The sequence below is a fragment of the Seonamhaeicola sp. genome, assembly GCF_028281565.1.
GTDB lineage: Bacteria > Bacteroidota > Bacteroidia > Flavobacteriales > Flavobacteriaceae > Seonamhaeicola.
Map to the genome: position 1 here is coordinate 91,595 of NZ_JANQJQ010000015.1, position 16,044 is coordinate 107,638.

The window sequence follows — 16,044 nt, forward strand, 5'->3', positions numbered from 1 at the left end:
GATAATTAATACTCTATTTTAATGTCAGATGTAATAAACCATGGTTCATATCAATATGTAAAATTTAATTTATCGTTATGGTTTATTTCATTCGGGATTCTGTCTATCTATATTTTCCTGAATAATACACAAGCGTTATGTCCGCCAAATCCAAATGTATTACTCATTGCTACATTTACGTCGCGTTTTTGAGCCTTGTTTAAAGTTAAATTTAATTCCGGATCAATATTTTCATCAACCGTAGTGTGATTTATTGTTGGAGGCACTACACCATGCTCTATAGCTAAAATACTCGCTATGGCTTCAATAGCCCCGGCTGCACCTAACAGGTGCCCTGTCATTGATTTTGTAGAATTAATATTTATGTTTTTTGCATGACTTCCAAATACTTTTGATATGGCTTTAAGTTCTGCCACATCACCTAAAGGCGTAGAGGTACCATGTGTATTAATATGGTCTACATCTTCCGGGTTAAGTCCTGCATTTTCTAAACAATTTTTCATTACCTCAACTACACCAAGTCCTTCCGGGTGAGGTGCCGTCATGTGATAGGCATCTGAAGATAAACCTCCACCTGCAACTTCCGCATAAATTTTAGCGCCTCTTGCTTTGGCATGCTCATACTCTTCTAAAATTAAAGCACCTGCTCCTTCGCCTAAAACAAAACCATCTCTGGTTGCATCAAAGGGTCTTGAAGCTGTTTCTGGACTTTCATTTCTGGTTGATAGTGCATGCATGGCATTAAAACCACCCATACCGGCTATGGTAACTGCCGCTTCACTTCCTCCTGTAACAACTACATCTGTGTACCCTAAACGTATAGAGTTCAGGGCATCAAATAAAGCATTGGCAGAAGAAGCACAAGCAGAAACCGTTGTGTAATTCGGCCCCATAAAACCATGCTTTATGGAGATGTTTGCTGGTGCAATATCAGCAATCATTTTTGGAATAAAGAAAGGGTTGAACCTTGGAGACCCATCTCCTGCAGCAAAGTTTAATACTTCTTGCTGAAAGGTTTCTAAGCCACCAATACCTGCTCCCCATATAACACCCACGCGCAACTTGTTAACCTCGTCCAGGTTTAATTTGGCATCTGCAATAGCTTCATCTGAAGCTACCATAGCATATTGCGCAAACTTATCCATTTTACGAGCTTCTTTTCTGTCAAGAAAATCGGTTGCATTAAAGTTTTTTACCTCGCAAGCAAACTTGGTTTTAAACTTTTCGGTATCATAATACGTTATAGGCGCAGCACCGCTTTTACCATTAGCCAGACCATCCCAATATTCATCTTTGGTATTGCCTATTGGTGTTAAAGCCCCTAAACCTGTGACTACAACTCGCTTTAATTCCATAAAGTAATGTGCTTATTTTGCAGCTTCTATGTAAGAAATAGCTTGACCAACTGTTGCTATATTTTCAGCTTGATCATCTGGTATTTGAATGTCGAATTCTTTTTCGAATTCCATAATTAGTTCTACAGTGTCTAATGAGTCTGCTCCTAAATCGTTAGTGAAGCTAGCTTCTGCAACAACTTCGTTCTCATCAACTCCTAATTTGTCTACGATAATCGCTTTTACTCTTGATGCAATGTCTGACATAATCTTTTAATTTTAAGTTTTAATTCAGTTGGCAAAAATAAAAAACTTTATTTTTAAAACACATCTTTACTATAAAAATGTGTTTGTAATTTACTAAAATAACTTTTAAGTATTTTAATTTTACCTCCTAATTGTTAATAATTATTCTTTTTTTTGTTCGAACAATCTTAACATTACTATCGGTCATATGAAATGAGCTTGACGAACTTTACAAGGCATTCTTTAAATTTTGATAGCGAATTACATACCTGTGCTGAGCTAAGCCGAAGTATGACTGTAATTTAAAATATAAACCATCAGATGAAACGTGTGGTAATTTTTGCATCCGGAAGCGGATCTAATGCTGAAAATTTAATTAAGTTTTTTCAAAACAGCGATAATGTATCTGTTATTCAGATACTTACAAACAATCCCCATGCCAAAGTTCTGGACCGTGCCAAAAGACTCAAAGTGAGTGCCTTATCGTTCAACAGAGTGGCTTTCACAAAGACTAATGATGTATTGAACATTTTAAAAGTCTCAAACCCGGACCTTATTATATTAGCCGGATTTTTATGGAAGTTCCCGGAGACTATTTTAAACGTATTTCCTAACAAAGTGATTAATATACACCCTGCTTTATTACCAAAATTTGGAGGTAAAGGCATGTATGGTATGCATGTACATAATGCTGTGGTTGAAAACAAGGAAACTGAAACCGGTATTACCATTCATTATGTTAATGAAAACTATGATGAAGGCGCTACCATTTTTCAAGCAAAATGCGAAGTATTCCCTACTGATACTGCCGAAGATGTGGCCGCTAAGATTCATGCACTGGAAATGGAGCATTTTCCAAAGGTGGTTGAGAAACTTTTGAATGAGTAAAAAGAAGCAAAAATATTACGCCGTTTGGAAAGGTCATAAAACAGGGGTTTTTGAATCCTGGGATGACTGCAAAGCCCAGATAAAAGATTTTCAGGGAGCCCGGTACAAATCCTTTTCAACATTTGAAGCTGCCAAAAAAGCATTGAAAGGAAACTATAAAGACTACATTGGAAAATCGGCAAAATTCAAAAGCGAACTTTCCGAAGCACAGCTTAAAAAAATTGGGCAACCTAACTACAACTCTATCTCGGTTGATGCTGCCTCTAGTGGCAACCCGGGGAAAATGGAATACCGTGGCGTGGATACCAAAACAAAAAAACAACTTTTCATTCAGGGCCCTTTTGAAGAAGGCACTAATAATATAGGCGAGTTTTTAGCAATAGTACACGGATTGGCTTTTTTAAAAAAGCACAATAGCAATCATATTATATATACCGATTCCAGAACCGCTATGAGTTGGGTCAGAAAGAAAAACTGTAACACCAAACTGGAACGCACCGAAAAAAACAAGCCGCTTTTTGAATTGGTCGACAGAGCCGTGAACTGGTTAAAGTCTAACACTTACGATACAGTTATTGTCAAATGGGAAACTAAAGCCTGGGGAGAAATTCCTGCTGATTTTGGGAGAAAATAAAAGTGCCTTAAAAAAATCAGGGAACATAAATAATTTATATCCCCCAATCTCAATCAAATCGATTAATAGCACTTTTTAGACACCTCATTTTTTAAAAAGTCACAACCTTATTAAAAAAGAGCAAAATGAAAGCGTGAAATACCCCTATGCTCTTCCTCAGAAATAGTTCGTTTCAAGAAATTTTTTATTGGAAAAATTAATGTACTTTTGCACAAAATTGTCAGTCCTTTTATGGGTAAATTAGTTATAGTTGGCACCATAGCGTTTGATGCTATTGAAACGCCATTCGGAAAAACCGATAAAATACTTGGTGGTGCCGCAACTTTTATAGGGTTAGCCGCTTCTCATTTTAGCGTAGATGCTGCAGCCGTATCAATTGTGGGAGGTGATTTTCCCCAGGATTATTTAGATTTATTATCCAACAGAAATATTGACCTTACCGGTGTAGAAATTGTAAAAGAAGGCAAAACATTTTTCTGGAGCGGTCGATATCATAACGATATGAATTCCAGAGATACTCTGGTCACAGAACTTAATACCCTTGCAGAATTCAATCCTGTAGTTCCTGCAAACTATCGTGATGCCAGTGTGGTTATGTTAGGGAATTTACACCCGCAAACCCAAATGAGTGTTTTGGATCAAATGACCAGGAAACCGGATTTGGTTATTTTAGATACTATGAATTTTTGGATGGATTCTGCCCTGGAAGATTTGCACAATGTTATAAAACGCGTTGATGTCATCACCATAAATGATGAAGAAGCAAGACAGCTTACCGGAGAATATTCTTTGGTGGTTGCTGCCAGAAAAATTTATGCCATGGGGCCAAAATATGTGGTGATCAAAAAAGGAGAACACGGTGCTTTATTGTTCCATGATGACAATGTATTCTATGCCCCTGCGTTACCATTAGAAGAAGTGTTTGACCCAACCGGTGCCGGCGATACGTTTGCCGGAGGTTTTGCGGGGTACCTGGCAAAAACAAATGACACCTCATTTGAAAATATGAAGAACGCTATTATTTACGGTTCTACATTAGCATCGTTTTGCGTTGAAAAATTTGGAACGGAGCGTATGCTGAATTTATCAAATGACGAAGTACATAAACGACTACTGCAGTTTAAGCAATTAACGCAGTTTGAAATAGAATTAACCTAACTTAGCGCGCTCAAAAATAGAGCGCGTTTTTAATTAAAAAGAATTCCTCGCATGCTTGCATCGAGGTTTCCATTAAAATTATCATTCCCGTGAAGGCGGGAATCAAATAAAGTCTAGAAATCTAGATAAACTATTTTTATTATTTCCGTACGTCTAACTAAAGACTGTTAGAGGCGAAAAAAAATTAAATATGAGTGATATCTTAAAACACGAATGTGGTATAGCTGTTATAAGACTTTTAAAACCGCTGGAATATTACAAAGAAAAGTATGGAAGTGCATTTTACGGTGTAAATAAAATGTACCTCATGATGGAAAAACAGCACAACCGTGGACAGGATGGTGCCGGTTTTGCCAGTATTAAATTAAACACCAAACCCGGAGAACGTTATATAAGTAGAATTCGCTCCATAGCCCAACAACCCATACAAGATATTTTTGGTCAAATTAATGACCGTATTAATAATGAGTTTAAAGCACACCCTGAATATCTGGATGATGTGGCCGCTCAAAAAAAGAATATCCCTTATATAGGTGAAGTCCTTTTGGGACATGTACGTTATGGTACTTTTGGTAAAAACAGTGTAGAAAGTGTACACCCGTTTTTAAGACAGAATAACTGGATGCACCGTAACCTAATCATGGCCGGTAACTTTAATATGACCAATGTTAAGGAATTATTTAGTAACCTCATTGAATTGGGACAGCACCCTAAAGAGTATACGGATACCATTACAGTAATGGAAAAGATCGGTCACTTTTTAGATGATGCCGTTAGTAAAATATACAAAGACTTAAAACGAGAAGGTTATAACAAACGGGAGGCATCACCTTTAATTGCTGAACGCTTAAAACTTTCTAAGCTTTTGAAACGTGCGGCCAAAAACTGGGATGGTGGTTACGCCATGGCAGGACTTATTGGTCATGGAGATTCTTTTGTTTTAAGGGACCCTGCCGGTATTCGTCCCGCATATTATTATAAAGACGACGAAGTAGTTGTTGTTGCTTCAGAAAGACCTGTCATTCAAACAGTTTTTAATGTCCCTTTTGAGGCGGTACACGAATTGCCTCCGGGGAACGCTATTATCACCAAAAATTCCGGTGAGGTTAGGATTAAGGAAATTTTAGAACCCTTAGAAAGAAAAGCATGTTCCTTTGAGCGTATTTATTTTTCCAGGGGAAGTGATGCCGAGATTTATCAGGAACGAAAAATGCTTGGTAAGTTATTAATGCCAAAAGTATTTGAGGCTATAGACAACGATACGAGAAATACCGTTTTCTCATACATTCCCAATACGGCCGAAACCTCATTTTATGGTATGGTAGAAACCGCCGAAAATGAACTCAATAAATCGAAAACCAAAACCATTTTGAGCGGGCAACGCAATATTTCAGCTGAAGAAGTCACCAATATACTATCGGAAAGAATTCGGGTTGAAAAAATAGCTATTAAAGATGTAAAGCTTAGAACCTTCATTACTGAAGACAGTAGTAGAGACGACTTGGTGGCTCATGTTTACGACATTACCTATGGCGTAGTAAAACCAAACGACAACCTGGTGATTATTGACGATAGTATTGTAAGAGGAACCACTTTAAAAAAGAGCATTCTGAAAATGCTTGACAGGTTGAACCCCAAAAAGATTATTGTGGTCTCTTCCGCCCCTCAGATCCGTTATCCGGATTGCTATGGCATTGATATGGCTAACCTGGAAAGTTTGGTAGCATTTAGAGCTGCCCTGGCATTACATAAAGACCGCAATACTTACAATACTATTGAAGACGTTTATAATAAATGTAAAGCTCAGGAAGACCTTGATGATAAAGATGTACAAAACTTTGTGAAAGAGATTTATAATCCGTTTACAGATGAACAAATATCAGATAAGATAGCGGAACTATTAAGCGACGAAAGTATTGAAGCTGAGGTTAAAATAATCTTTCAACCTGTTGAGAATTTACACAAAGCTTGCCCTAAAAACCTGGGAGACTGGTACTTTACAGGGAACTACCCAACGGTTGGAGGGAATAGAGTTGTGAACCGGGCATTTATTAATTTTTATGAAGGCAATAAAGAACGTGCTTATTAAATGGCAATTTCGCAACCATTTACGGTTAAACTATAAAAAATGCATTTTGTCTGATAAATGTGCGCTTTATCTAATAAATAATCCTATTATCTAAAATACATATAAATTGGTCTCACCATAACATAAGTAGGTTAAGTTCATGGTAGATTTGGGGCAAAAAAAGGTGAACTCTCGTTCGCCTTTTTTTATGCAATTTAGTTTCTGAAATAACCTGATATTCATTCAAAAGAAGACCTGTTTTCACTTCATCCCCTTTTTTAAGCCTTATCCCTGTTAAGCCAATTTATTAGTAGTTCAACCAAAATATTTTCTCAATCTCCGGTACACCTATACATTTGAAGAACCATAACATAAGTAGGTTAAGTTTATGGTAGATTTGGGGCAAAAAGGTGAGCGTTCTAGCTCACCTTTTTCATTTGTTCTTTTTTTGAACCCGGGGTAACTCCATAAAAAAATCGCCTGGAAAATGCTCCAGACGATTTTATAACACTTAAAATTAAATTTGATTACTTTGCTTCCGCGTAGCGCCTTTCAACTTCATTCCAGTTAATCACATTAAAGAATGCATTGATATAATCCGGACGTCTGTTTTGATAGTTTAAATAGTAAGCATGCTCCCAAACATCTAATCCTAAAATTGGAGTTCCGCCACAACCAATTCCCGGCATTAACGGATTATCCTGATTAGCGGTAGAGCAAATTTCAATCTTACCGCCTTTGTGCGCACATAACCAGGCCCAACCAGATCCAAAACGTGTTGCCGCCGCTTTACTGAAAGCCGCAATAAATTCGTCTTTAGATCCATAAGTTGCCTCAATAGCATCTTTTAATTCACCTGATAAATAACCTCTGTCCTCAGGGTTCATGACTGTCCAGAATAATGAGTGATTATAAAATCCACCGCCATTATTTCTAACTGCACCATTATTCATATCTAAATTAGTAAGGATCTCTTCTACAGACTGCCCTTCTAAATCGGTTCCTGCAATAGCATTATTAAAATTGTTTGTATATCCCTGATGATGTTTAGAATGATGTATCTCCATAGTACGAGCATCAATATGTGGTTCTAAAGCATCGTATGCATACCCTAAATCTGGTAATTCAAAAGCCATAATTTCTTGTTTTATTATTATTAATTAATTTCATTTCAAATTTACATATAAAAGGCTTCAATTAAAAATAATAAATTGTTATGAAACCATTGATAGTTTTTATCTTGTTGCAAATTATCATTCATGAATAAAAACAGTGCTTTTACCATCTATAATGCTTCCGCTGGTAGTGGAAAAACCTTTGCATTGGTAAAAGAATATTTAAAGGTTTTATTCAAGTCCGGAAACCCGGAGGCCTTTAAGCATATCCTTGCCATTACATTTACAAATAAGGCCGTGGCCGAAATGAAAGTACGCATTATTGATATGCTTAAGCAGTTTTCTGATGTCTCTATTTTAAGTAATCCTAATAGCATGTTCCATGCTATTTGTAAAGAATTACAGATAGCTCCAAATGTAGTTCACAATAAGTCCAAAAACATACTTAGTACCATTCTGTTCAATTATGCGGCCTTTGATGTTTCTACTATTGACGGATTTACTCATAAGCTAATCAGAACTTTTGCCTACGACTTAAAACTACCTTTAAATTTTGAAGTTGAACTGGACCAGGATGCCCTTTTAAGTGAAGCGGTTGATAGCCTTATTGCCAAAGCCGGAACTGATGACGCACTCACCAGTATTCTAGTTGAATTTGCCATTGAAAAAGCTGATGACGATAAAAGTTGGGATGTGGCTTTAGACTTTAATAAGATCTCTAAATTGCTGGTGAATGAAAATGACATGCCGTTTATTGAAACTTTAAGGCACAAAACTTTTAACGATTTTAAAGCCTTAAAGACACAATTAAAGAAAGAGATTCTATCTGCTGAAAATAGTATTGTTAAGCACTCAAAAAGTGTGCTTACTCTAATTAATGAAGCCGGGCTGGAACCTAAAGATTTTACCAGAGGCATCTTACCAAATCATTTTAAAAAGGCTTCTCAACTAAATTTAGAAAGGCTTTACGATAATAAGCTTGAAAATAATATTACCGAAAGAAAAGGTATCTATAATAAAAGTTTAGATCCTGTTTTAGCTGATACTATTGATACTATTTTGCCTGAAATTGAAATAACTTTTAAAACAATCAAAGCACATGTTTATCACCTTAAATTTTTAAAGACCTTTTATAAAAACATCACGCCTTTATCTGTTTTAAATGCTATAAATAATGAATTAAAACTCCTGAAAGAAGAGCAAAACAAAATGCTTATTTCAGAATTTAATACTATTATAAGCAACCAAATAAAAGGACAACCAACACCATTTATTTACGAACGTATTGGTGAAAAATTCAAACACTATTTTATTGATGAATTTCAGGACACCTCTGTTAAACAGTGGGAGAACTTAATTCCCTTAATAAGTAATTCGCTATCTGCCGAAAATGGAAGCGCTATGTTGGTAGGTGATGCTAAACAGGCTATCTACCGGTGGCGTGGTGGAAAAGCAGAGCAGTTTATTGGTTTGTTTAATAATGACAACCCGTTTTATGTAGAAAAGCAAATTGAAAACCTTCCGACAAATTACCGGAGCTTCAAAGAAATTGTAACGTTCAATAATGGGTTTTTTAAATTTTTATCCGGTGAGGTTTTTACCAACAAAGATTATCAGAAGCTTTATGAGAACGGACACCAAAACACGTTTTTAGAAGATTCGGGTTATGTAGCATTATCATTTCTGGATTTTGATAGAACCGATGACAGGAATGCATGTTTTACAAAAGCGGTTTTGGAAAAGATCAATACTTGCCTAAGTAGCGGCTTTAAACCTGAAGATATTTGTGTTTTAGTGAGAAAGAAAAAGGAAGGGGTTACCATAGCTAATTATTTAAGTCAGAATGAAATCCCGATAGTCTCTTCAGAAACCTTATTAATCAGTAATTCACCGGAAGTCAATTTCATAACCGGCATTTTAACGCTTTTAATTCAGCCTAAAAACAATGAAATAAAAGTATCCGTATTAAATTATCTAACATCCCTATTTAATATTGAAGACAAGCATCACTTTTTTTCAGAACATCTATACTTGCCATTGCCTCAACTTTTTAAAAGTTTTGAAAAATATAACATCACTATAAATAGCAATTTATTACAGCTTCCGCTTTATGATCTGGCAGAAACTATTGTTAGAAGTTTTAACTTGGTACAAACATCAAATGCTTACATTCAGTTTTTCCTGGATTTTGTCCTGGAATTTACACAAAAAAAAGGATCAGATGTTGCTGCTTTCCTTGAGCATTTCAAAAAGAAAAAAGAGACTTTAAGCATTGTTACCCCAAAAGGGCAAAACGCAGTTCAGATTATGACCATTCATAAATCTAAAGGGTTAGAATTTCCAGTGGTTATTTTTCCTTATGCCGATTTAGACATTTATAAAGAGGTTGAGCCCAAAGCATGGTACAAATTAAATGAAAAGCAATACCAGGGTTTCTCTCATACCTTATTGAATTATAATAAGGATTTTGAACATTTTGGAGATGAAGGCTTGCGTATTTTTAATAAGCACCAATCTGAACTGGAACTGGACAATATTAACCTGTTGTACGTAGTATTAACCAGAGCCGTTGAGCAACTATATATTATCTCTAAAAAAGATATATCGTCAAAAGGTGTGGTCAACAATAAAAGGTATTCCGGTTTACTTATTACTTATCTCCAAAGTATTGGTGTTTGGAATGATCTACAATTAGAGTACAGCTTCGGTAGCTCAGAAAAGACATCAAAGGAATCACCCATTAATGACAAAACATACCTTCAAAAAACGTTTATTTCTACCGCAAAAGAAGATCATAATATAAAGGTAGTCACAAAATCTGGGTTTTTATGGGATACCAACCAGCAAAAAGCCATTGAAAAAGGAAACCTCGTCCATCATATTATGTCTCAAATAAAAATTAAAGAGGATGTTGATTTTGTTTTGGATGCTTTTTTAAATAGTTCGGTAATCAGCAAAGAACAGGTAAACGATTTAAGGCAAGTTGTAACAGCCATTGTAAACCATCCCCTTTTAGAAGCATATTATAACTCTAATGACACCATTTATAATGAACGAGATATCATTACAAAAAGTGGTATGATACTTAGACCGGACCGGGTTAATATTAACTCTGATAACGAGGCCACTATTATTGACTATAAAACCGGGAGTGAAGATAAACACCATGTACAACAACTACAATCGTACCAGGATGTACTTGAAGATATGAATATCCCTGTTAAAAATAAGATACTAATTTATATCGATCAGGAAATTTCAATTAAACACGTTACCGGTACACTTTAAAATGTTAAAATGTGACTTAATTTACTTAAAAGGGTCTATAATAGTTGAAAAGATAAAATATACTATCTAAAATCAGTCTGAACTATCGATGAACGGCACTTTTGTAGGTTTTTTTTATATATTTGTCTTTGTTAATAATTTTTAACAACTTACTTTTGTTTACAATTAACACTTAAAAATTAAACTTTTGAATATGAAAAATCTTAGCAGATTATTGTTAGCATTCGTATTTGTACTTGGTTACAATTATGCTGATGCACAAGACAAAAACAATCCATGGCAAATTACCATTGGAGTAAATGCAGTTGATGCCCATCCTAATGGAGACGGAGCCCCATTTGGCGAATCTATTTTTGATAAATTCGTTGATGTTGACAATTACAACATTCTACCATCATTATCGTCAGTCTCTGTATCTAAATATTTAGGCGATGGTTTTTCTTTTGGAGCAACTGGTTCGTTAAACAAAATTGATACCTGGGGAGAAGGTAACTCAGTAGATGATTTATCTTACTACGGTATTGACGGTACAATTAAGTACAACTTTATAGAAGGAACTACTATAGACCCTTTCTTAGGTGTAGGTGGTGGTTACACCTGGGTTGATGAAGTTGGTGCCGGTACTTTAAATGGTACAGCCGGATTCAACATTTGGTTTAACGAAAATATTGGTTTCACGCTACAAACTGCTTACAAACATGCTTTTGAAGATTACTTAGATACACACTTCCAACACACTGCCGGTCTTTCTATTAAATTTGGTGGAACTGACACTGATGGTGATGGTATTTATGACAAGGACGATGCTTGTCCTGATGTTGCTGGTTTAGAAGCGTTCAACGGATGTCCGGATTCTGACGGTGACGGTATTGAAGACAGCAAAGATGATTGTCCTAATGAAGCCGGTTTAGCGGAATTAAACGGTTGTCCGGATTCTGACGGTGACGGTATTGCCGATAACAAAGATAAATGTCCTACTGTAGCTGGTTTAAAAGCTTTAAGTGGATGTCCTGATGCTGACGGTGACGGTATCACTGACGGTGATGATAAATGTCCTAACACTGCAGGTCCTGCTGCTAACAAAGGATGCCCATGGCCAGATACTGACGGTGACGGTGTATTAGACAAAGACGATAAATGTCCTGAGGTTAAAGGTACTGTCGCTAACGACGGATGTCCTGAAGTAACTGAAGAAGTGCAAAAAACTTTAAATGAGTACGCTAAAACTATCAACTTTGATACTGGTAAATCTTCTATCAAAGATGAGTCTGCTGAAGTATTAGCTGATATCATTAAAATCCTTAACGAGTATCCTAACTCTAAGTTTACTGTTGAAGGACACACTGATAGTGTAGGTAGCGAGAAGTTAAACCAAGGTTTATCTGAAGCCAGAGCTGCTGCTGTAAAAGATTATTTAACATCACACGGAGTTGATCAATTCAGATTATCTTCTAAAGGATACGGAGAATCTAGCCCTGTGGCTTCTAACAAAACAAGAGCCGGTAGAGCTCAAAACAGAAGAGTAGAAATTAACTTGGCAAAATAAGACAGTTAATTCCTTAAATAACTTTTAAAAAACGCTTCGGGATTCCCGAAGCGTTTTTTATTTTTATACAATGGCTACTTTTATTTTTGATGTTCTAAAAGATTTACAAAAACACCATGTGCATCTTTCTAACCTCACTTTTATATTACCCAGTAAACGTGCGGGTTTATTTTTAAAACATCAATTATCGCAAATAACAAATCAAACTATTTTTGCGCCCGAAATAATTAGTATTGAGGCATTTGTAGAAGAACTTTCAGGATTAAAAAACATTAGCAATACAGCGCTTCTTTTTGAGTTTTATAGCACTTACCTCAAACTAACAAATGAAGACGAAAGAGATCCTTTGGAGTCGTTTTCCAAATGGGCACAAATACTGCTTCAAGACTTTAATGAAATAGACCGATACCTTATTCCTCAGAAAAACATTTTCAACTATTTAAGTGCTATTAAAGAAATAGAACACAACCATTGGTCCTTAGAAGAAAACCAAACCGAGTTTATAAAAAAGTATTTATCGTTCTGGAATAAACTCAATACCTATTATACTCATTTCACAACATCCCTTCTAAATAAAAAAGTTGGCTATCAAGGGCTCATTTACAGAGAAGCTGTTGAAAACCTAGAATCTTACATTCAAAACAATACTGAAAAGCACCATGTTTTTTTAGGGTTTAATGCCCTGAACAGGGCTGAAGAAACTATTATTCAAGAATTACTTCAAAACGAATTAGCCAAAATATACTGGGACATTGATCAGGTTTTTATAGACAATCCAAAGCATGACGCAGCACTTTTTATAAGGCAATTTAAAACCAATTGGTTGTGTTTTGAAAAACAACCTTTTAATTGGGTAGCTAATCATTATTCCAATGAAAAAAATATTTCAGTTTTAGGTATTCCGAAAAATATTGGGCAGGCAAAATATATTGGTTCACTATTAAAAACACTAAAGGAAGAAAACCCATCATTACAAAATACGGCTTTGGTTTTGGGAGATGAAGATTTGTTAATTCCAACCCTCAATTCTTTACCGGAAAATATTCAATCTTTAAATATTACCATGGGGTTTCCATTAAGGTCCATTCCTTTGGCATCGCTTTTCGAGGCCCTGTTCCATATGCATAAAAATCCTTCAAGATCCTTTTATTACAAAGACATTATCAATATCGTTTCACATCAGTTTATCCAACCTCTTTTTTATATCAACGCTGTTGATCATGCCTCTAAAATCATAGAGACCATTGATACCAATAACCTCGTTTACCTCACAAGTAAAAGGTTAAAAGAAATTGCTAATGCGTCTTCAAAAATTATTGATCTATTGTTTGACAATTGGGATAAATCTGTTGATGTAACGTTAAAAAACTGCTCTCAATTAATCCTGGCCATCAAAGAGCATTTGGATAGAGACAAAAGCTCTAATCTATTGTCATTAGAATACTTATTTCGTTTTAACGAACTGTTCAATGAGTTGGTGAGATTAAACTCTGAAAACAATCATATCAAAGATATAGTATCATTATTCGGCGTTTATAAAGAGTTGCTGGCTGCGGAGACTTTGGACTTCCAAGGGGAGCCCTTACAGGGCTTACAAGTAATGGGCATGTTAGAGTCCCGGGTTTTGGATTTTGAAACCGTCATTATTTCAGGCGTTAACGAAGGCCTGCTTCCATCGGGAAAAAGTAATAATTCATTCATTCCTTTTGATGTCAAATTAGAAAACCATTTGCCCACTTATAAGGAAAAAGACGCTGTTTATACCTATCATTTTTACCATCTTTTACAACGTGCTAAAAACATTTACCTGCTTTATAATACGGAAACCGATGTGCTGACAGGTGGCGAAAAAAGCCGATTTATAACTCAATTGGAACTGGAAGGCATTCACAAAATCAGACATCAGATAATTACACCGCAGGTACCGGTAATTGCAACTGAATTAAATGTAGTTGATAAGACCCCTGATGTCATTGAAAAACTAAAAGTAGTTGCCGAAAAAGGGTTTTCGCCATCGTCACTTACAAACTATATTAGAAACCCAATCGATTTTTACTATCAGAAAGTTTTAAAAATAAAGGAGTTTGATGAAGTAGAAGAAACGGTTGCTGCCAATACCTTAGGGACCGTAGTTCATAACACGCTTGAAGATTTCTATAAACCTTTGATCGGGACATTTCTTTCTGTTGAAATCATTCAAAACTTAAAAAAAAGTATTGCTAAAACCGTCACACATCACTTTACTGATATTTATAAAGAAGGGGATATTAATACCGGGAAGAACCTTATTATTTTTGAAATAGCTAAACGCTATGTGTCCAATTTTTTAGACCTGGAAATTAAGGACTTGAAAGCCAACAACGAAATAAAAATAGTGGCCATTGAGGCTGATAATACGGTTTCAATTGATATTCCGGAGCTTGACTTCCCGGTAAAAATTACCGGTAAAGTTGACCGCGTTGATGAATATAACGGTATAACCCGGATTATTGATTATAAAACCGGTAAGGTTAATCAAACCGAAGTTGAAGTTGTTAATTGGGAAGCTATTTCAACCGATTATAAAAAGTACAGCAAAAGCTTTCAGGTACTCACCTATGTTTATATGATGCAGCTTTCGGCTAAGATTAAATTTCCGGTTGAAGCCGGAATTATATCCTTTAAAAACCTGAGCAGCGGTTTTTTAAAATTTGCAAAAAAGGACAAGCCCGGAGCCTACGCAAAAAAAAATATGCTCATTACTCAAGAAACAATTGATAACTTTAGTACGGAATTAAGGCAACTCGTTTTAGAGATCTGTAATCCCGATATCCCATTCACCGAAAAAGAAATATGATGCTAAAAAAAGAACATTTTGTAATTAATGGAAGCCATAATAAACCTATTGTAATAGATATTACCCGGGTTGATTCCACTAAAAATAATCCGATAATCATCTTTTGCCATGGCTATAAAGGGTTCAAAGATTGGGGTGCCTGGAACTTAATGGCTAATGCTTTTGCAAATACCGGATTTTGTTTTGTGAAATTTAATTTTTCTCATAATGGCGGCACAGTTGAACAGCCCATAGATTTCCCGGATCTGGAAGCCTTTGGCAACAACAACTACACTAAAGAACTGGATGATTTACAATTGGTTATTGATTGGTGTTTTAAGAATGACCGTATCAAAACCATTGGGAACTTAGATAATCTTACACTTATCGGGCACAGTAGAGGTGGTGGGATTGTTTCAATTACCGCATACGAAGATCCCAGGATAAAAAACGTGATCAGCCTGGCAGGCGTATCTGATTTTTTAAGCAGGTCTGTAACCAATACCGATATTGAAAACTGGGAAAAAACAGGTGTAAAATATGTTTTAAACGGACGCACCAAGCAGCAAATGCCACATTATTATCAATTTTACGAAGACACTGTGCAAAATAAAGAACGCCTGGACATAAAAAAGGCCGTGTCTAATTTAAAGATTCCTCATCTCATCATTCATGGTAATAATGATACCAGTATTTTAATTGATGAAGCTAAAGATCTTCATAAATGGAATCCGGACAGCGCCCTGATGGTCATCAAGAATGCCAATCATGTTTTTGAAGCTCGCCACCCCTGGGAAGAGGATCAACTCCCGAAAGAACTTAGGGAAGTAGTTGATAAAATCATTGCATTTTTAGGATTTAAATAATAGCAAGTTTTTTATGGATTCAACTCTTAAATTAATCCATAAAAAAGAATTTTTACATGTTTCGTGTACGTACACGAAAAAAATTT

General features: G+C 35.7%; 11 protein-coding genes. 8 read left to right on the forward strand and 3 right to left on the reverse strand.

Annotation, left to right across the window (positions count from 1 at the left end; all coding sequences use genetic code 11):
- Window positions 1-107 precede the first annotated feature (107 nt).
- Both fabF and Q0983_RS07380 read right to left on the reverse strand, forming a co-directional pair.
- Window positions 108-1,355, reverse strand: a complete 1,248-nt coding sequence (fabF, locus tag Q0983_RS07375; RefSeq protein ID WP_299550784.1) for a beta-ketoacyl-ACP synthase II — start codon at window positions 1,353-1,355, stop codon at window positions 108-110.
- 12 nt (window positions 1,356-1,367) lie between these two features.
- A complete protein-coding gene (locus Q0983_RS07380) occupies window positions 1,368-1,601 on the reverse strand; it encodes an acyl carrier protein (RefSeq protein WP_076698750.1) in 234 nt (77 codons plus the stop codon).
- A 300-nt stretch (window positions 1,602-1,901) separates the two neighbouring features.
- Between Q0983_RS07380 and Q0983_RS07385 the strand changes: the two genes are divergently transcribed.
- From Q0983_RS07385 to Q0983_RS07400, 4 genes are all read left to right on the forward strand, one after another.
- Window positions 1,902-2,468: a phosphoribosylglycinamide formyltransferase gene (locus tag Q0983_RS07385; RefSeq protein ID WP_299550791.1), complete on the forward strand. Its 567-nt coding sequence runs from the start codon at window positions 1,902-1,904 to the stop codon at window positions 2,466-2,468.
- Window positions 2,461-3,102 carry a ribonuclease H family protein gene (locus tag Q0983_RS07390; protein WP_299550793.1) on the forward strand — a complete coding sequence of 214 codons (642 nt, stop codon included), beginning with the start codon at window positions 2,461-2,463 and terminating at the stop codon, window positions 3,100-3,102. Before Q0983_RS07385 ends, Q0983_RS07390 begins: the two co-directional genes overlap by 8 nt.
- Before the next feature lie 231 nt (window positions 3,103-3,333).
- Window positions 3,334-4,260, forward strand: coding sequence for a PfkB family carbohydrate kinase (locus Q0983_RS07395; protein WP_299550795.1), 927 nt, complete (start codon window positions 3,334-3,336; stop codon window positions 4,258-4,260).
- Window positions 4,261-4,450: 190 nt separating this feature from the next.
- Complete coding sequence (locus Q0983_RS07400) at window positions 4,451-6,349, forward strand: amidophosphoribosyltransferase (RefSeq protein ID WP_299550797.1); 1,899 nt, start codon at window positions 4,451-4,453, stop codon at window positions 6,347-6,349.
- Between the two features lie 506 nt (window positions 6,350-6,855).
- On the opposite strand, the gene Q0983_RS07405 is transcribed toward Q0983_RS07400, so the two are convergent.
- Entirely contained in the window at window positions 6,856-7,464 is a 609-nt protein-coding gene (locus Q0983_RS07405; protein WP_299550799.1) for a superoxide dismutase, read from the reverse strand.
- A 123-nt stretch (window positions 7,465-7,587) separates the two neighbouring features.
- Between Q0983_RS07405 and Q0983_RS07410 the strand changes: the two genes are divergently transcribed.
- The 4 genes from Q0983_RS07410 (at window position 7,588) to Q0983_RS07425 (ending at window position 15,958) form a co-directional block, all read left to right on the forward strand.
- Window positions 7,588-10,731 (forward strand): UvrD-helicase domain-containing protein, encoded by a 3,144-nt coding sequence (locus tag Q0983_RS07410; RefSeq protein WP_299550801.1) that lies wholly within the window; start codon window positions 7,588-7,590, stop codon window positions 10,729-10,731.
- A gap of 193 nt (window positions 10,732-10,924) precedes the next feature.
- On the forward strand, window positions 10,925-12,277 hold the full coding sequence (locus tag Q0983_RS07415; RefSeq protein ID WP_299550803.1) for an OmpA family protein: 1,353 nt from the start codon (window positions 10,925-10,927) through the stop codon (window positions 12,275-12,277).
- Window positions 12,278-12,347: 70 nt separating this feature from the next.
- Complete coding sequence (locus tag Q0983_RS07420; RefSeq protein WP_299550805.1) at window positions 12,348-15,113, forward strand: PD-(D/E)XK nuclease family protein; 2,766 nt, start codon at window positions 12,348-12,350, stop codon at window positions 15,111-15,113.
- A complete protein-coding gene (locus tag Q0983_RS07425) occupies window positions 15,110-15,958 on the forward strand; it encodes an alpha/beta fold hydrolase (RefSeq protein WP_366141003.1) in 849 nt (282 codons plus the stop codon). Before Q0983_RS07420 ends, Q0983_RS07425 begins: the two co-directional genes overlap by 4 nt.
- Window positions 15,959-16,044 lie beyond the last annotated feature (86 nt).

Coding starts and splice junctions, on each gene's coding strand:
- fabF (WP_299550784.1), bottom strand. CDS start 1,355: ATGGAATTAAAGCGAGTTGTAGTCACAGGTTTAGGGGCTTTAACACCA.
- Q0983_RS07380 (WP_076698750.1), bottom strand. CDS start 1,601: ATGTCAGACATTGCATCAAGAGTAAAAGCGATTATCGTAGACAAATTA.
- Q0983_RS07385 (WP_299550791.1), top strand. CDS start 1,902: ATGAAACGTGTGGTAATTTTTGCATCCGGAAGCGGATCTAATGCTGAA.
- Q0983_RS07390 (WP_299550793.1), top strand. CDS start 2,461: ATGAGTAAAAAGAAGCAAAAATATTACGCCGTTTGGAAAGGTCATAAA.
- Q0983_RS07395 (WP_299550795.1), top strand. CDS start 3,334: ATGGGTAAATTAGTTATAGTTGGCACCATAGCGTTTGATGCTATTGAA.
- Q0983_RS07400 (WP_299550797.1), top strand. CDS start 4,451: ATGAGTGATATCTTAAAACACGAATGTGGTATAGCTGTTATAAGACTT.
- Q0983_RS07405 (WP_299550799.1), bottom strand. CDS start 7,464: ATGGCTTTTGAATTACCAGATTTAGGGTATGCATACGATGCTTTAGAA.
- Q0983_RS07410 (WP_299550801.1), top strand. CDS start 7,588: ATGAATAAAAACAGTGCTTTTACCATCTATAATGCTTCCGCTGGTAGT.
- Q0983_RS07415 (WP_299550803.1), top strand. CDS start 10,925: ATGAAAAATCTTAGCAGATTATTGTTAGCATTCGTATTTGTACTTGGT.
- Q0983_RS07420 (WP_299550805.1), top strand. CDS start 12,348: ATGGCTACTTTTATTTTTGATGTTCTAAAAGATTTACAAAAACACCAT.
- Q0983_RS07425 (WP_366141003.1), top strand. CDS start 15,110: ATGATGCTAAAAAAAGAACATTTTGTAATTAATGGAAGCCATAATAAA.